Source organism: Paraburkholderia sp. SIMBA_053, assembly GCF_046534895.1.
Lineage (GTDB): Bacteria > Pseudomonadota > Gammaproteobacteria > Burkholderiales > Burkholderiaceae > Paraburkholderia > Paraburkholderia caledonica.
In genome coordinates, this window is record NZ_JAWRXU010000003.1 from 287120 (window position 1) to 303171 (window position 16052).

The 16052-nt window shown below is 63.7% G+C and carries 14 protein-coding genes; 6 read left to right on the plus strand and 8 right to left on the minus strand.

Features of this window, described 5'->3' with window-relative positions; translation table 11 throughout:
• The 3 genes from SB753_RS13325 to SB753_RS13335 all read right to left on the minus strand — a co-directional run bounded on the left by SB753_RS13325 (nt 1) and on the right by SB753_RS13335 (nt 2444).
• The gene (locus tag SB753_RS13325; RefSeq protein ID WP_410800390.1) at nt 1–1194 is read right to left on the minus strand and encodes an HlyD family secretion protein; all 1194 of its coding nucleotides are present in this window, start codon (nt 1192–1194) and stop codon (nt 1–3) included.
• A gap of 109 nt (nt 1195–1303) precedes the next feature.
• Entirely contained in the window at nt 1304–2257 is a 954-nt protein-coding gene (locus SB753_RS13330; RefSeq protein ID WP_410800391.1) for a hypothetical protein, read from the minus strand.
• Nucleotides 2258–2318: 61 nt separating this feature from the next.
• Nucleotides 2319–2444 carry a hypothetical protein gene (locus tag SB753_RS13335; protein ID WP_020068986.1) on the minus strand — a complete coding sequence of 42 codons (126 nt, stop codon included), beginning with the start codon at nt 2442–2444 and terminating at the stop codon, nt 2319–2321.
• Between the two features lie 663 nt (nt 2445–3107).
• On the opposite strand from SB753_RS13335, the gene SB753_RS13340 reads away from it, so the two are divergent.
• Nucleotides 3108–3467: a hypothetical protein gene (locus tag SB753_RS13340; protein ID WP_020068987.1), complete on the plus strand. Its 360-nt coding sequence runs from the start codon at nt 3108–3110 to the stop codon at nt 3465–3467.
• Nucleotides 3468–3548: 81 nt separating this feature from the next.
• Here the strand turns inward: SB753_RS13340 and SB753_RS13345 are convergent, their stop codons facing one another.
• Both SB753_RS13345 and SB753_RS13350 read right to left on the minus strand, forming a co-directional pair.
• Nucleotides 3549–3815, minus strand: coding sequence for a hypothetical protein (locus SB753_RS13345; protein ID WP_020068988.1), 267 nt, complete (start codon nt 3813–3815; stop codon nt 3549–3551).
• A 110-nt stretch (nt 3816–3925) separates the two neighbouring features.
• Nucleotides 3926–5005 (minus strand): substrate-binding domain-containing protein, encoded by a 1080-nt coding sequence (locus SB753_RS13350; RefSeq protein WP_020068989.1) that lies wholly within the window; start codon nt 5003–5005, stop codon nt 3926–3928.
• Nucleotides 5006–5139: 134 nt separating this feature from the next.
• On the opposite strand from SB753_RS13350, the gene SB753_RS13355 reads away from it, so the two are divergent.
• From SB753_RS13355 to SB753_RS13370, 4 genes are read left to right on the plus strand one after another with little or no spacing between them, the layout of a single operon-like run.
• The gene (locus SB753_RS13355) at nt 5140–5625 is read left to right on the plus strand and encodes an NAD(P)H-dependent oxidoreductase subunit E (RefSeq protein ID WP_020068990.1); all 486 of its coding nucleotides are present in this window, start codon (nt 5140–5142) and stop codon (nt 5623–5625) included.
• A complete protein-coding gene (locus SB753_RS13360; protein ID WP_204522285.1) occupies nt 5622–7187 on the plus strand; it encodes a formate dehydrogenase beta subunit in 1566 nt (521 codons plus the stop codon). Before SB753_RS13355 ends, SB753_RS13360 begins: the two co-directional genes overlap by 4 nt.
• A gap of 15 nt (nt 7188–7202) precedes the next feature.
• The gene (gene fdhF / locus SB753_RS13365; RefSeq protein ID WP_410800392.1) at nt 7203–10154 is read left to right on the plus strand and encodes a formate dehydrogenase subunit alpha; all 2952 of its coding nucleotides are present in this window, start codon (nt 7203–7205) and stop codon (nt 10152–10154) included.
• An 8-nt stretch (nt 10155–10162) separates the two neighbouring features.
• Complete coding sequence (locus SB753_RS13370; protein WP_088175305.1) at nt 10163–10414, plus strand: formate dehydrogenase subunit delta; 252 nt, start codon at nt 10163–10165, stop codon at nt 10412–10414.
• Nucleotides 10415–10496: 82 nt separating this feature from the next.
• Here SB753_RS13370 and SB753_RS13375 read toward each other — a convergent pair whose 3' ends face one another.
• From SB753_RS13375 to SB753_RS13385, 3 genes are all read right to left on the minus strand, one after another.
• Nucleotides 10497–12221 carry an FAD-dependent monooxygenase gene (locus tag SB753_RS13375; RefSeq protein WP_088175304.1) on the minus strand — a complete coding sequence of 575 codons (1725 nt, stop codon included), beginning with the start codon at nt 12219–12221 and terminating at the stop codon, nt 10497–10499.
• 182 nt (nt 12222–12403) lie between these two features.
• A complete protein-coding gene (locus tag SB753_RS13380) occupies nt 12404–13660 on the minus strand; it encodes a cation diffusion facilitator family transporter (protein WP_410800393.1) in 1257 nt (418 codons plus the stop codon).
• The gene (locus tag SB753_RS13385; RefSeq protein ID WP_410800394.1) at nt 13657–14025 is read right to left on the minus strand and encodes an ArsR/SmtB family transcription factor; all 369 of its coding nucleotides are present in this window, start codon (nt 14023–14025) and stop codon (nt 13657–13659) included. The genes SB753_RS13380 and SB753_RS13385 overlap by 4 nt, the downstream gene beginning before the upstream one ends.
• Nucleotides 14026–14149: 124 nt before the next feature.
• Between SB753_RS13385 and SB753_RS13390 the strand changes: the two genes are divergently transcribed.
• Complete coding sequence (locus SB753_RS13390; RefSeq protein ID WP_410800395.1) at nt 14150–15997, plus strand: tetratricopeptide repeat protein; 1848 nt, start codon at nt 14150–14152, stop codon at nt 15995–15997.
• The last annotated feature ends 55 nt before the right edge of the window (nt 15998–16052 follow it).

The window sequence follows — 16052 nt, forward strand, 5'->3', positions numbered from 1 at the left end:
TCAAGCTCGCAGCATGCGGAAAAATGGCGCGAGCACCCATTCGGCGATGGTGCGCCGTTCGATCACGATGCTCGCCGTCGCGGCCATGCCGGGCAGAATGTCAAAGCGTTGCTGTTCGAACTTGAACTTGTCGTCGCTCAACGTGGCCCATGCCATGTAATCGCCTTGCGCACCGCGCGGCTCCGAAGCGCCCGCCGGTGACATTCCTGATCGCACCGTGGTGCGGGAGATCGAATCAATGCGCGCCGCGTAGCTGCCGAATTTTGCATAGGGAAACGCGTCGAACTTGAGCCGCACGACTTGCCCTTCGCGGATAAAGCCACGCCGTCGCGAAGGAATACACAATGCAGCGCGCAGCGGCCCCTTCTCGCCGGTCGATATCACGAGTGCCACGTCGTCCGTGGACAGCGTGCGGCCGGGAACCAGCCCAGAAAACGTAACGACGCCTGCCTTCGGCGCGGAAATGGTCGCGTCCTGGCGAATCTGCTCGAACCGCGCACGAATGTCCTGCAGTTCGCGCGCATGGCGCGCTTCGAGTTCAGTCAACTGCGCACCAAGCCCGGTTTGGGTTCCGAGTGCCGCGCCGAGTTCGGCGTTCAATTGCTGACGGCGCGCGGCGCTTTGCGCAACCGACACCTTCGCCTGATGCGTCACCGCCCTCGCCTGTTCGACGCGGTCTGCGGTGACGTAGTCCGCCACCGATTCGAGCCGTGCGACCGTACGTTGCGCTTCGTTGGCTAATTGCTCGTTCTGGCTCAATTGCTCATCGAGCGCGAGGATCTCCGCCCGACGGCTTTGCGCGGCAAGACGTGCGGCATTCAGTTGCGCGCTGAGGTCGGCTTTGCGCTGCGTGTATTGCGCTTCGCTCGTACGAATCTGCTCGTCGCGGTCATGCGCGTCAAAAGCCGGGCGCTGCCGGCCGTCGCTCGCCAGCGAAAGATCGCGCTCCAGCCTGAAGAGCGGTGCGCCCTGCCCGACGCGCGCCGAGGTGCTGACATAGATGTCCGATACCAGTCCGCTCAGCCCCTGGATCTTGATTTCCGACGGCGACACGATTTCCGCGCGCACGTCCTGTTTCAGCTCGACGTCGTGAACGAACGCGAAAACGACCGCGACAACGATGAGCGTGGACGCCGCATAAGCGAGCCAACGCCACGAGACGTCCCTGAATTGTGGGAGATAGATGGGTTCCATAGCCTCGTTGCTGCCGGATGCCAGCCGGTGCTGGTCTGTGCGCATTTCTATGCCTGCGCGCTTTTGGGACGAATGCGATACCGCGGCTCTTGCGCTGGGCGGGAAAGCTTTAGCGAACGGGCGCGAACGAGTACATCGAGGGATGGCCGGCAACCAGCCAATCCGAATAGTTGCTCGCGGCCGCGGCTTCGATATACCTCGCAACCTGCTGAACGGCACCTGTCGCGGCAAGCGGCAACGGCTCGAATATTTCGGCGCCGAAACGCCCGCGCTCAAAGCGCAAATAGAACGGCAGCAATATCGCGTCGAACTGCGCGCCCAGCCGGAACACACCGTTATGAATTCGCGCGTTGCGCCCAAACATGGAGACGCTCACCGTCTCCATGGGATAACGGTGCAGTGCGAACGGAGGCACGTCGGCAAATAACACCGCGACGCCACTGCGCTTCAACGCGCGCGCGACACGCAGGCCGAGGCCATTGCGATCGTCTTGCCCGTAGGTGTACAGCACGTTCACGCCTGGTATGAGCGAGTGATCATCGCCATACATATCTCGTGGCACGCCGGAGACCACGGCGATCGATTCGAGTCCGAGCAACGCCCGCAATTCGTCGATGACATAAATGTTCGCGTATTGCGACACATAGTGAAACGGCGACACGATGACCGGGCGACCGGGTTCATTTGCCTGCAGTTGCCTGATTCGTGTGGCGAGTGAACTCGCGATCTGCTGCAGGTCGGACCATGCTTCGCTGCCCCGCGACAACCGGCCAAAGTAAATCCGCTGGTCGATCAGGCGCTCCCGGAAGCGGCCGGCGGCAACGCGGCCCGGGTTGCGCAGTGGCAATTCAAGTACGTCGCGGCCAATCTCGTAACGGCACAGGCCTTCCCACCGGGCACGCGCATCGACGAGCCGATGGACCCGCCATAAAACGGCGGACAGCGGCTCGATTGCCGATCGCGGCATGCGCGCAATCAACGCGACCTGTACGCTGCGCCTCGCACTCGCGATCCGGTTGCGCAGGAAAGTCAGCAAGTTCCACCCGACGACCCACGGCTTCATGTTGGCGTTCGTTCATATGCCGGGACCGCGCCAGCGGGCGCGGGCCCGGCACGGTCGAGCGTTAGGCGCGCGACTTGACCGGAGCAGCGCTCTTCAGCGTCGTCTGCGTCGTCTTTGCGGTGCTGCTCTTGCAGCAGCCGCCGGCAACAGCTGATTTGGCCAGTTCATTACGGTTGATTTTTTGCATTTTTGTTTACCTAAGTTAACTGAATAAATGATTAGCTCGAGAGTAATTTCTTGCTCATCGAGCGGCGCAGATTCTAGCACTCGGTTTTTTTAAAAAACGGCATCTTGACGGAATTTTTCATTTATCTTTATTCATCAGAATTTTCTTTGTTTAATCCATGAATATTCCGGATTACGTTGCCCGGCGGCGTACATGGCGAGCCTGCCCCGGCTATGACGGCTCTGACCATCGGATCGACCAGTCGGTTCTATTTCCAGGCGTGGTATGGGCGCACGCTAAAAATACCATCAATCATTTTTGTTAATGACCGCGTGTTCATGAAAAACATACACCCGGCTAATTCGCTGCCCCTACATACAATGCGAAACATTCCTACGTCAAAATAGGAATTAACCTAATTCAACAAAGCCGCGATAAATCGCGCCTTGCAACATCGCGACGCGTTGCTAAACCCGAATCCGTCGCCTACTGTGACAGTGCGAGCGCAAACGCACCGGGAACGAAATGACGGCGCGAATGAACATCGGGCCGCAAGTGAATAGCGAACACATCCGGCAAACGTGGAATAAACCTCCCGGCTCGTTCGTTGATACCTCACGCGCGGACGCGAGCCGCCCTGCGCGCTAACAACTCACACGATCACAAACAACAGGAGCCGACATCATGCGCAAAACCCTCTTCTGCCTCGCCTTGCTGGCACTGCAACAGGCCGCTTTTGCCGAACCCCCGAAGGTTGTCGACGGCCGCTTCGTTACCGCCGACGGCATGACGCTCTACACCTTCGACAAGGACACCACGCCGGGCGTCAGCGCCTGCACAGGCGGCTGCATGAGCTATTGGCCGGCTGCCGTGGCGAGCCCCTCCGACAAACCGTCCGGGGACTGGACACTGATTCCGTCGGCCGACGGCAAGCAGCAATGGGCGTACAAAGGTCATCCGCTTTATCGCTACTCGGCGGACAAGCAGGCGGGGGACGCAAAAGGAGACGGCTTCAAGGACGTCTGGCACACGGCAAAGCCGTAACCGGCACCCAGACGCACAACCAACGAAAAACGCCGGCAAAGCGCCGGCGTTTCAACTAGCAAAAATGCACTGAACAGCAGCCTACTCGTCTTTGGGACAGCGCAGGTTGCAGCCATTCGGGTCGCCCAGGTCGCCGCGCTTGCGCATGGCCGACTTCTTGTCCGACTGATATTTGTCCGACGGCGCGGAAGCCGCGAACGGCATTTGCGGATGTTCAGCAAGCCGGAACTGCTCCTGCAGAATGCCGCCCGGCACGCCCGGCGAATTCTGCGCGAAAGCGACCGGAATGGTCACGAGGAGCAAACCGGCCGACGCTGCGGCGGCGCATGCATGTACAAGAGCTTTCATATCGATTCGTAGCGCGGCCTGGCGCGCGGTTGGGCAAAAGCGGAAGCTTAGAGAGTATCCCAAACGAAAGCCATACGCAGCGTCGAACGCGCCACGATGTTTACAACCGCTTACGCGCCTGCTCCGCTCAATCCTGCTTCGAGGTCCACGACTTTGCCGCACTCGCGCGGATCGTAGCCTTGCAGCTGATCGACGCTTTCATGAAACGCGCTGCCGCGCAACAGTTCGATCACCGTGGACAGCGGCTCGCGCTCGAGCCGCGCGCGGTCGCATGCGAAGTAATAGTCTTCGTCGACGGCAGGAATGAAGTCGAGCCCAAAATGATGCGCCGCCGGTTCCACGCCAAAGCCCACGTCGGCCATGCCGCTCGCAACGAATGCGGCGATCGCCGAATGCGTAAGCTCCGCCGACGCATAACCATTCACCCGATCCGGGTCGATGCCGAGCTTCGTCAGCGCCAGATCCAGCAGCATGCGCGTGCCGGAGCCATGTTGACGATTGACGAAGCGGATGTCGTCGCGCGCGAGGTCGCTCAGGCCGCCGATGGTCTTCGGATTACCCTTGCCGAGAAAAAGCCCCTGCTTGCGCCGCGTCAGATGCACGAGCACATGGCGTTGCGGATCGAGCCAGCGCCGGTACGTATCGGCGCAAGCCTCGCGAAACTCGCCGAGCGGCAAGTGGAAGCCGGCCAGTTCACACTCGCCGCGCGCGAGCGCACTCACGGCGTCGGCGCCGTCGCGGTATTTGATTTCGACGGGCAGCTCGTTCGCGACCAGCGCGGTCACGAGCGCCGCCACGGCATAGCCATGCGATGCGTGAATGCGCACGTGATCGACGGGCGGCGCGAGCCACCGATTCAGATCGCTTGCCACCTCGCTCGCCAGCGCCTGCATATTGCCGTCGAGCCGCTCGCCGCATAAACGCTGGGCACGCAGCACCGCGTGACCGAGTTCCGAAAGCACCGAACCTCGGCCGCGCTCCTTCGCGATCAGCGGACCGCCCAGACGCTCCTCGATTCCGCGCAACAAACCCCACGCGTGACGGTAGGACAAACCCTTAAGCGCCGCCGCCTGCGCAATGCTGCCCGACTCGTTCACGAGAGCGAGCAACGGCACGACGTCCGACAGGCTTGCCTCCCGACCGTCCGGACCCTTCAACACCAGTTGCGCGTGGCACTCGATTCTGATCATATATGTACAGGTTTCTCCTATTGCATAGGCCGTTTCGCCCGCCTATCGTTCGGCTATCCCATATCGAATAAACGAAGCATAAGTGCACACATTATGAATAACAAGTGCATATATGACTTTGGAGGAGCCCCCACTTGGACGATCTCATCGCCTTCGCGCCGGAACAGCTCGTAGAGCGTCATGCGCTGCCTGGCAAGTCGCTGCTAGCGGTGCTGCACGCGATTCAGGACGAACTCGGTTACGTGCCGCCCGCCACGGTGCCATCGCTCGCTCGCGTGATGAACCTGTCGCGCGCGGAAGTGCACGGCGTCATTACCTACTACCACCATTTCCGCACGAGTCCGGCCGCGCCCGTCACGGTGCAACTGTGCCGCGCGGAAGCCTGCCGCAGCATGGGCACCGAGGCGCTCGCGCAGCACATCGAGGCGCATACGGGCTGCCGCTTCGATGCGGGGCATGAAACCGGCGACGCGGTCGAACTCGAGTCGGTGTACTGCCTTGGCCAATGCGCGCTGTCGCCTGCGATGATGGTCAACGGCACGCTCCATGCCAAGGTTACGCCGCAGAAGTTCGACGCCATTTTCGCGGCCGCCAGCAAATGCGTGGAGGTGACGGCATGACGCGCATCTATGTTCCCCGCGATTCGTCGGCGCTCGCACTCGGCGCCGATGCGCTGGCCGACGCGATCAAAGCCGAGGCCGCACGCCGCGGCATCGCGATAGACCTGATCCGCAACGGCTCGCGTGGCTTGCTGTGGCTCGAACCGCTCGTCGAAGTGCAAACGGCCGAAGGCCGCGTCGGTTATGCGAACGTCGAGGAAAGTGACGTAGGCGCGCTCTTCGACGCGGGCTTCGTCGACGGTGGCGAGCACGCTCGCCGCGTCGGCGTGGTGGACGAGATTCCGTATCTGAAGAAGCAACAGCGTCTGACGTTCGCGCGCATCGGCATCACCGACCCGCTTTCCACCGACGACTATGTTGCGCACGGCGGTCTCGAAGGCTTGCGCCAGGCGTTGCAAACCGACGGCGACGCCGCATGCGAAGCGCTGATCGAATCGGGCTTGCGCGGACGCGGCGGCGCCGCGTTCCCCGCCGGCATCAAATGGCGCACGGTGCGCGCGGCGAAAGCCGCGCAGAAGTACATCGTCTGTAATGCGGACGAAGGCGACTCCGGCACCTTCTCCGACCGCCTCGTGATGGAGAGCGACCCATATGTGCTGATAGAAGGCATGATCATCGCGGGCGTCGTGACCGGCGCAACGGCCGGCTATATCTACGTGCGCAGCGAATATCCGCATTCGATCGCGACGCTGGAAGCCGCAATCGCAAAAGCGCGCGCCGCCGGGTGGCTCGGCGATAGCGTGCTCGGCTCCGCGCATCGGTTCGAATTGTTCGTCGCGAAGGGCGCCGGCTCGTACGTCTGCGGCGAAGAAACCGCGCTGCTCGAATCGCTCGAAGGCAAGCGCGGCATCGTCCGCGCGAAGCCGCCGGTGCCCGCGCTGGTCGGTCTGTACGGCCAGCCGACGGTGATCAACAACGTCATCACGCTCGCCACGGTGCCGATCATCTTCGCGCGCGGAGCGGCGTTCTACAAAGACTTCGGCATGGGCCGTTCGCGCGGCACGCTGCCGTTCCAGCTGGCAGGCAACGTCAAGCAAGGCGGACTCGTGGAACTTGCATTCGGCGTGACACTGCGCGAACTGATCCACGACTACGGCGGCGGCACGGCAAGCGGCCGGCCCGCGCGCGCCGTGCAAGTTGGCGGCCCGCTCGGCACCTATCTGCCGGAAAGCCAGTGGGACATTCCGATGGATTACGAAGCGTATGCGGCGGTCGGCGCCGTGGTCGGCCACGGCGGGCTCGTCGTGCACGACGACACGTCGAATCTGGCCGAACTCGCGCAATACGCGATGCACTTCTGCGCGCTCGAATCCTGCGGCAAGTGCACGCCGTGCCGCATCGGTTCCACACGCGGCGTCGAAGTGATCGCACGAATCCGTAACGGCGACACGTCCACGCGGCAAGTGCAGTTGCTGCGCGATCTTTGCGACACGATGGTGTCCGGCTCACTGTGCGCGATGGGCGGCATGACACCTTACCCCGTGCTGTCCGCACTCGACCATTTTCCTGAAGACTTCGGTCTCGCCGACGCTCGCGCCGACGCACCGAAAGCCGCGGCCTGAACGAGGAGCCCAACCATGTCAGACATGCTCAACACTCCTGCCGGCGGCTGCGGCTCCGGCAACTGCGCGTGCAAATCGCAAGCGCAAGCACAATCGCGTACCCCGCGCTCCTACTTCGACGACACCGACTACGGCACGCCCGAGCGTCACGCCGACATCGACGTGACGTTAGAAATCGACGGCCAGGCGGTAACGGTGCCGGCCGGCACGTCGGTCATGCGCGCCGCTATCGAAGCCGGCGTGAATGTGCCGAAGCTCTGCGCGACCGATTCGCTGGAACCGTTCGGCTCGTGCCGCCTGTGTCTTGTCGAGATTGAAGGCAAGCGCGGCTATCCGGCCTCGTGCACGACGCCGGTCGAAGCCGGCATGAAGGTGCGCACGCAGAGCGATCGTTTGCAATCGCTGCGCCGCAATGTGATGGAACTGTATATCTCCGATCACCCGCTCGATTGCCTGACCTGCCCCGCGAACGGCGACTGCGAATTGCAGGACATGGCAGGCGTTACCGGACTGCGCGAAGTGCGTTACGGTATTGACGGCGCGAATCACCTGCAGGACAAGAAGGACGAATCGAATCCGTACTTCACGTACGATCCGGCGAAATGCATCGTCTGCAATCGCTGCGTGCGTGCATGTGAAGAAACCCAAGGTACGTTCGCGCTGACCATCGCGGGGCGCGGTTTCGAATCGCGCGTGGCGGCGAGCGAAAACCAGCCGTTCATGGAATCGGAATGCGTGTCGTGCGGCGCGTGCGTCTCCGCGTGCCCGACCGCCACGCTTCAGGAAAAGACCGTGGTCATGCTCGGCCAGGCCGAACATTCGGTCGTCACCACCTGCGCGTATTGCGGCGTCGGCTGCTCGTTCAAGGCCGAAATGAAGGGCAACCAGGTCGTGCGCATGGTGCCGTTCAAGAACGGTCAGGCGAATGAAGGTCACGCGTGCGTGAAGGGCCGCTTTGCATGGGGCTATGCGACGCACAAGGACCGCATCACCAAGCCGATGATCCGCGCGAAAATCACCGATCCGTGGCGCGAAGTCAGCTGGGAAGAGGCGATCAATTACGCAGCTTCCGAATTCCGCCGCATCCAGGCTAAGCATGGACGCGATTCGATCGGCGGCATTACATCGTCGCGTTGTACGAACGAAGAAACGTACCTGGTGCAGAAGCTCGTGCGGGCCGCGTTCGGCAACAACAACGTGGACACCTGCGCACGCGTCTGCCATTCGCCGACCGGCTATGGCCTGAAGACGACGCTCGGCGAATCCGCGGGCACGCAGACGTTCGCCTCGGTCGATAAGGCCGACGTGATCATGGTGATCGGCGCGAATCCGACCGACGGCCATCCGGTGTTCGGCTCGCGTCTGAAGCGCCGCGTGCGCGAAGGCGCGAAACTGATCGTGGTCGATCCGCGCCGCATCGATATCGTCGATACACCGCACGTCAAGGCGTCGCATCATCTGCAATTGCGTCCGGGCACGAATGTCGCCATCGTCAACGCGCTCGCTCACGTCATCGTGACCGAAGGGCTACTGAACGAAGCATTTATCTCCGAGCGCTGCGAGGGACGCGCGTTCGAGCAATGGCGCGATTTTGTCGCGCTTCCGGAGAATGCACCTGAAGCAACGGAAGCCGTGACCGGCGTGCCGGCCAAAGACGTGCGCGAAGCCGCGCGCATCTATGCAACCGGCGGCAATGCCGCGATCTACTACGGCCTCGGCGTCACTGAACACGCGCAGGGGTCGACCATGGTGATGGGCATTGCGAACCTCGCGATGGCCACCGGCAACATCGGCCGCGAAGGCGTCGGCGTCAATCCGCTGCGCGGCCAGAACAACGTGCAGGGTTCGTGCGACATGGGCTCGTTCCCGCACGAGCTGCCGGGCTATCGACACATCAGCGATACGATCGTGCGCTCGCAGTTCGAGGACGCGTGGAATGTCACGCTGCAAACCGAACCGGGTCTGCGCATTCCGAACATGTTCGAAGCAGCACTCGACGGCAGCTTCATGGGCCTGTATTGCCAGGGCGAAGACATCGTACAGTCGGACCCGAACACGCACCACGTGGCCGCTGCGTTGTCGTCGATGGAATGCATCGTCGTACAGGACATTTTCCTGAACGAGACCGCGAAGTATGCGCATGTGCTGCTGCCCGGCTCGACGTTCCTCGAAAAAGACGGCACGTTCACGAATGCGGAGCGCCGCATCTCGCGCGTGCGCAAGGTCATGCCGCCGGTGCCGGGCTACGCCGACTGGGAAGTCACGCTGCTGCTTTCGCGCGCACTCGGCTATGAAATGGACTACGCGCATCCGTCCGAGATCATGGACGAAATCGCGCGTCTCACGCCGACCTTCCACGGCGTGTCGTACAAAAAAATCGACGAACTCGGCAGTATCCAGTGGCCTTGCAACGAAGAGGCGCCCGACGGCACGCCGACCATGCACATCAATACGTTCGTGCGCGGCAAGGGCAAGTTCGTGATTACGAAGTTCATCGCGTCGCCGGAAAAAGTCACGCGCAAATTTCCTCTGCTCCTCACCACCGGGCGCATTCTGTCGCAGTACAACGTGGGTGCGCAAACGCGCCGCACGGAGAACTCGCGCTGGCACGACGAGGACCGCCTCGAACTGCATCCGCACGACGCGGAAGAACGCGGCATCAAGACCGGCGACTGGGTCGGCATCGAATCGCGCGCGGGACAGACCGTGCTGCGTGCGAAGGTCACCGAGCGGATGCAGCCCGGCGTCGTCTATACGACGTTCCACTTCCCCGAATCGGGCGCGAACGTGATTACGACCGACAGCTCGGACTGGGCGACCAACTGTCCGGAATACAAGGTCACGGCGGTGCAGGTGATGCCGGTCGAACAGCCGTCGCAATGGCAGAAAGAGTATTCACGCTTTAACGCGGAGCAACTCGAACTGCTGAAGCAGCGCGAGATGGCCAACGCGACCGCGGGTAAGTGAGGCGAGCCATGGACACACAGAATCTGATCGACATGGCAAACCGCATCGGCGACTTTTTCGATTCGATGCCGGATCGGGAAGAGGCGGTTACGGGCGTCGCCGACCACATCCGCCGCTTCTGGGAGCCGCGCATGCGGCGCGCGTTGCTCGCGGCGCTCGATAACCCAGACGCAGGCGGCATCGCGATGTCGGCGATCGTCAGGGAAGCGCTCGTCAAACACCGCGAACGCCTGACGCCTGCGGAACCTTCGATCGCCTGAAGCGGCATGTAGCAGATTGCGCGCTCTACGCGGTCTGCACGTAAAGGCGGCGGCTCCACCGGGGCAGCCGCCGGCCGCGGTTTTACACGGCTGTCTGCTCGGGTATCTGTCCGCCAACCGTGAACCACGCTTCGCAATGCCGCAAGAGGCCGTTCAGGTCCGAGCCGGTGCGCCCGCGCGCGCTGATGTAGCCGTCGGGCCGCAGCAGATAGAACGACGGCCGCGTTCGTCCATACGACTCGGCTAGCGACGGACCGCCGTCGCCGGTTGTATCCGTCACGCGCCAGATGCGCACTGCGCCTGGCAACAATCTCTCCATGTCGGCCACGAGACGCTCGAATTCGGCGTCGCGCGGCGGCTCGTGCTTTGCATCCGGATCGAGCGGCTTTTCGTCGACGGGCAATGGCGGCACGAGCACGAACAGCGAAAAAAACGCGGGGTCGTGCAGATCGAAAATGCAGCCGATGCCAGGCGCGCGTCCGAGCGGACCGTCGACCACGTGCACCACCGCATCCGGCGCGCGCTCGCCCGCGCGCGGGCCGCCGTCGAGCACGCGTTCGAGCGTGAGCGGACTGCGGCGGTACTGGACCGACAATTCGCTGATCGTGAGCCGCGCGGCGTCGCGCAACGGACCGAGCGCGGCGAGAACCGGCATCACGCGCTCGCGCAGCAGCTTGAGCGGCCCATGATCCGCCTCGGCCATCTGCGTGATGAAGCCGGTTTGCCGCAGCACGTCGCGCTCAATGGGATGCCGTTCGAGATGGTAGGTGTCGAGCAGGCGATCGGGCGCCGCGCCCTTCAGAACGCGCGCGAGCTTCCAGCCGAGATTGAACGCTTCCTGCATGCCGGTGTTCATTCCCTGCGCGCCGGCCGGACTATGCACGTGCGCGGCGTCGCCGGCAAGGAAGACGCGCCCCACGCGCAGCCGCTCGACCATCCGGCTGTTCAGGTGGAAATACGAGGACCACGCCAGCTCCGAGACATCGACGCGTTCATGCACGCGCCTCGCGAGCAGTGCCTTGCATTCGTCGAGCGACGGTCCGGGTGCACGATTGAGCGGCGGTTCGCCAAGCACTACCGGCGACAGCGGCGCGGCTTCGGCGACGCGCTCGACTGCGTGATCCGCGATCAGCCGATGCCGGCCGTGGCCCATTGGAAAGAGTGCGACGAGACCTTCGCCGGAAGCGAAGATGTGGAATTCGTCCTCGGGCCAGTCCGTCTCGGCGTGCAGATCGGCAAGCAGGAAAGTCTGCTCGAGCGTCTTGCCCTCGAAGCTCAGTCCGAGGCCATGGCGGATCATGCTGTGCGCGCCGTCCGCGGCGATCATGTAGGACGGACGCAAGGTTTGCGTGTGACCGTCGGCGCGCCGCAGCGTCGCCTGAATGCCGGCCGAGCCCTGTGTGAACATCGTGAGTTCGACGCCCCGCTCGACCGTGACGCCGAGCGTCGCGAGATGCTCGGTCAGCAGACGCTCGGTCACCGACTGATCGAGAAACAGCAGATACGGATAGCGCGTATGCAGCGGATCGAAGTCGAGTTGCGCGAGGCGCATGCCGTGCGAAAACAGATTGGCGACGCGGGCGCGATGGCCCAGTTCGAGAAACCGCTCGACGAGCCGATGCTGCTCGAGCAGTTCGAGTGTGCGCGCCTGAATGCCGATTGCCCGCGAATAAGGGTTCGGCTGCATCGCGCGGTCGATCAGACGCACGGGAATATGAGCGCGTGCGAGGCTCATCGCAGCAGCGAGGCCGGTCGGACCCGCTCCGACGATCAGGACCGGCGACGCATTATCAGCAGCAGCGTCCATGCGAAACTCCGCAGAGCACAGTGCGCTCTAGTGTACGCCCCGAGCCCCCGGGCTGAACGGCGCGGTGCATCAATTGCGAGGTGTATCGCGCAGAGCCGGGCTTGTCGTAGACCGGCACTGCGGCGTTGTGCTGTGGCGGGTCAGTGCTTCAGTGTTTCCGCGGGCTGCTGCGTCGGCAGATGTCAGTGCTGTTCTGCCGGATGTTCCATCGCGCAACGATGACTGGTCGTGCCGAGGTCGACTTGCAGCGTCGCGTGTTGCATCGAAAAGCGTTCCCGCAACGCGAGCACGATGCCATCGAGCCGCTCGTCGCCGGGATGCCCGGCCGGCATCACGAGGTGCACGCTGAGCGCGTTGCCGGTGGTCGACAGCGCCCACACGTGCAGATCGTGCACGCCCTCGACGCCGGGCAGGTCTGCCAGATAATCGCGGATGCTCTGCAGGTCGACGCCTGACGGCACCGCATTGAGCGCGAGCCTCACCGAATCGCGCAACAGGCCCCAGGTCCCGTACACGACGACCGCCACCACCAGCAGGCTCATCAACGGGTCGAGCCACGTCCAGTTGGTATAGAGAATCACGAGACCGCTTATGGCCACCGCAGCGGACACACCCGCATCTGCTGCCATATGCAGGAAGGCGCCGCGGATGTTGAGGTCTTCTTTCTGGCCACGCATGAAGAGCCACGCGGAAATCCCGTTCACGACAACGCCCACGGTCGCAACGACGAATACGGCGAGCCCTGCGACCGGCGCCGGATTCATCAGGCGGCCGATCGCCTCAGCGACGATCACGCCGCAGGCGAACAACAGGAGCGCCGCATTGGCCAGCGACGCAAGAATCGACGAGCTGCCGTAGCCGAACGTGTAGCGGGCGGAAGGACGGCGCGTCGTAAGCCAGGCGGCGCCCCAGGCGAGCAGCAGGCCGAGTACGTCGGACAGGTTGTGACCGGCGTCGGCGAGCAGCGCTGTCGAGTGCGCGAGCACGCCATATAGCGCCTGAATCACGACGATCGCGACATTCAGAGCGACAGCCAGCGCGAACGCGAAGCCGTGGCCTGCGACGGGCGCGTGATGGTGATGGTGGTGGCCTGCGTGGGCGTGGCTGTGTCCGTGGCTGTGGCCACCGCCGTGACTGTGACTGTGGTCATGGCCATGGTCGTGACTGTGGTCATGGCTCTGGTCGTGGCCATGAGTCTGGTCGTGGCTGCCGCTGTGGTCGTGCCCGTGGCCCGCGGCATGGCTGTGATCGCGACCGTCGCCATGGCCGTCCTGTTCAAACCCACGAGCAGAACGCTCCCCCGCTACAACCCCGCGATCACTGTCCTCATGTACCTGCGTGCCGGCAACGCGACTCTGCGTGTCCGCGACGTCGTTGTTGTCCGTCGCGTCGAGCCACACCGGGGCGTGTTCGTCTTCCCTTTCTTCGATTTTCTTCATGGCAGATCCAATGCGTCATCACGGGCGGGTTCAGCCACGTGTTCAAGCATGCCGGCCAGCATCGTGCTGATGTGGCGGTCGGCGGCGAGATAGAACACCTGCTTGCCCTGCCGCTGCGCCCGCACGATTCGCGCCGCGCGCAACAGCCGCAAATGATGGCTCACGAGCGACGGCGACAAATTCAGTTCTTCGGCAATGGCACCCACCGCCCGGCGTTCGTCGACGCAAGCCAGCACGATGCGCAAGCGCGTCGGATCGCCCAGCAGGCGAAACAGGTCGGCGAGCGGCGCGATCCTGTCCGCCAGGCGCGGTTCGGAACTTTCCGGCAAGGGCGGCAATGGCGGCGAAGCCGTAGCGGAAATCATAGGCGGCAGATATATGAACAGGTGTTCACATGTTAGCGAAACAGGCACGCCGGGTCAAACCGGGGTGCGGCTCTGCGAGTGTGGGAAAATGCGGCCTTTGCCTCACCCGACTACCATCCCCGTCATGCAACCTGTATTTGACCGCGCTTTCGCGGCGCATCGTGACGGCCGGCTCGAAGATGCCGAACGCGGCTACCGCGCGACGCTCGACGGCAACCCGGTGCACGTCGATGCGCTGCACCTGCTGGGCGTCCTGCGCCACCAGCAGGGCCAGCACGCCGAGGCCGCCGAACTCGTACGGCGCGCGGTAGACCTGCGCCCGCAAGACGCCGCGCTGCAACTGAACCTCGGCAACGCGCTGAAGGCGCTCGGCCAGATCGACGAAGCCATCGACCAGTTCCGCAACGCTCTTACGCTCGCGCCGTCGTTCCCCATGGCGCACTACAACCTCGGCAACGCCTACACGGCGGCAGGTCGTCACGAAGACGCCGCGGACGCATTCCGCCGCTCGTTGCGCCTGCAGCCGGACGACGCCTCGTCGCATAACAATCTGGGCAACGCATTGCACGCGCTCGGTCGTCACGAGGAAGCCATCGCCTCGTTCCGGCGCACGCTGGAATTGCGCCCAGGTCACGCCGGGGCGCTCAACAACATGGGCATGTCGCTCAATGCGCTCGGCCGCGCCAACGAAGCGATCCCATGCTTCCAGGCTGCACTCGCCGCCGAGCCGCGCTTCGTCGCTGCGCATTTCAACCTCGCGAATACGTTCGACGCCACCGGCCGTCACGCAGAAGCGGTTGCCTCGTTTGAGGCGGCGCTTGCATTGCAGCCAAACCTGCCGCCCGCCATCTTCGGCATGGGCAACGCGCTGGCTGCGCTCGGGCGTCACGCTCAAGCGATACCGTATCTCGAACGCTCAGTCGGACTGGATCCGCAATTCGCGCTCGCGTGGCTGAGCCTTGGCACCGCACACCAGGCGCTGGGCGCGCACGCCACCGCCGTACGCGCATTCGATCAGGCGTTGCGCGTGCAGCCGGATCTCGCGTCGGCGCACATGAACCGGGCGCTAGCGTGGCTCGCGCTGGGCGACTTCGCGCGTGGGTTGCCTGAATACGAATGGCGCCTGCAAACGGTCGCCGAGCCGGCCATCGAAACCTTGCCGCGCTGGCACGGTGAGCCGGTCTCACAACGCACGCTGCTGATCCACGCCGAACAGGGTTTCGGCGATACGTTGCAGTTCGTGCGCTTCGTCCCGCTGGCCGCGCAACGTGCGGCGCGTGTGGTGCTCGAAGTACAGCCGCAGTTGCTGCCGCTGCTCGAGCCGGCCGCGCAGGCGTGGCGTGTGACGCTCATCCCGCGAGGCGCGCCGCGCCCCGCCGCTGATCTTCAGTGTCCGTTGCTGAGCTTGCCGCTCGCGCTCGGCACGACGTTGGACACGATTCCCGAGCGAACGCCCTATCTCACAGTGCCACCCGCGTACCGGCGAAAATGGCGCGGCTCGCTGGGCGGCCAGGCAAAGCGCAAGATCGGACTCGCGTGGTCGGGGCGCATCCACCAGAACGAAACGCGTTCCATGCCGCTCGCCGAGCTCGATCCGCTTTTCGCGATAGAAGGCATCGACTGGATCGTGTTGCAGCCCAATCTCAGTGCCGATGAATGCGCCGCGCTGGACGCGCATCCGCGAGCCGGGTCGATTCATCGGTTCGACAAGCGGATCGACGACTTCGCGGATACGGCGGCGATCATCGAACGCCTCGACGCGGTGGTGTCGATCGATACGTCGATCGCGCACCTCGCCGGCGCGCTGCGCAAGCCGCTCTGGCTGATGTTGCCGTTCGCGCCCGATTGGCGCTGGTGCGCCGAGGACAGGCGCAGCCCGTGGTACGCCAGCGCGACACTGGTACGTCAGCCGCAGCCCGATGCATGGCGCGAGGTCGTGCAGACGGTCGCAAACGAATTGCGCCGGGGCTAGCCGCCCGGTCGTGTGATTGCTACGGCAACAAAAAACCCCGCGGTCCGACGAGCGC

What these genes read in the sequence shown, in the direction of transcription:
- SB753_RS13335 (WP_020068986.1), bottom strand. Translation starts at nt 2,444, where the DNA reads ATGCAAAAAATCAACCGTAATGAACTGGCCAAATCAGCTGTTGCCGGC.
- SB753_RS13345 (WP_020068988.1), bottom strand. Translation starts at nt 3,815, where the DNA reads ATGAAAGCTCTTGTACATGCATGCGCCGCCGCAGCGTCGGCCGGTTTG.
- SB753_RS13360 (WP_204522285.1), top strand. Translation starts at nt 5,622, where the DNA reads ATGACGCGCATCTATGTTCCCCGCGATTCGTCGGCGCTCGCACTCGGC.
- fdhF (WP_410800392.1), top strand. Translation starts at nt 7,203, where the DNA reads ATGTCAGACATGCTCAACACTCCTGCCGGCGGCTGCGGCTCCGGCAAC.
- SB753_RS13340 (WP_020068987.1), top strand. Translation starts at nt 3,108, where the DNA reads ATGCGCAAAACCCTCTTCTGCCTCGCCTTGCTGGCACTGCAACAGGCC.
- SB753_RS13325 (WP_410800390.1), bottom strand. Translation starts at nt 1,194, where the DNA reads ATGGAACCCATCTATCTCCCACAATTCAGGGACGTCTCGTGGCGTTGG.
- SB753_RS13375 (WP_088175304.1), bottom strand. Translation starts at nt 12,221, where the DNA reads ATGGACGCTGCTGCTGATAATGCGTCGCCGGTCCTGATCGTCGGAGCG.
- SB753_RS13370 (WP_088175305.1), top strand. Translation starts at nt 10,163, where the DNA reads ATGGACACACAGAATCTGATCGACATGGCAAACCGCATCGGCGACTTT.
- SB753_RS13380 (WP_410800393.1), bottom strand. Translation starts at nt 13,660, where the DNA reads ATGAAGAAAATCGAAGAAAGGGAAGACGAACACGCCCCGGTGTGGCTC.
- SB753_RS13385 (WP_410800394.1), bottom strand. Translation starts at nt 14,025, where the DNA reads ATGATTTCCGCTACGGCTTCGCCGCCATTGCCGCCCTTGCCGGAAAGT.
- SB753_RS13330 (WP_410800391.1), bottom strand. Translation starts at nt 2,257, where the DNA reads ATGAAGCCGTGGGTCGTCGGGTGGAACTTGCTGACTTTCCTGCGCAAC.
- SB753_RS13390 (WP_410800395.1), top strand. Translation starts at nt 14,150, where the DNA reads ATGCAACCTGTATTTGACCGCGCTTTCGCGGCGCATCGTGACGGCCGG.
- SB753_RS13350 (WP_020068989.1), bottom strand. Translation starts at nt 5,005, where the DNA reads ATGATCAGAATCGAGTGCCACGCGCAACTGGTGTTGAAGGGTCCGGAC.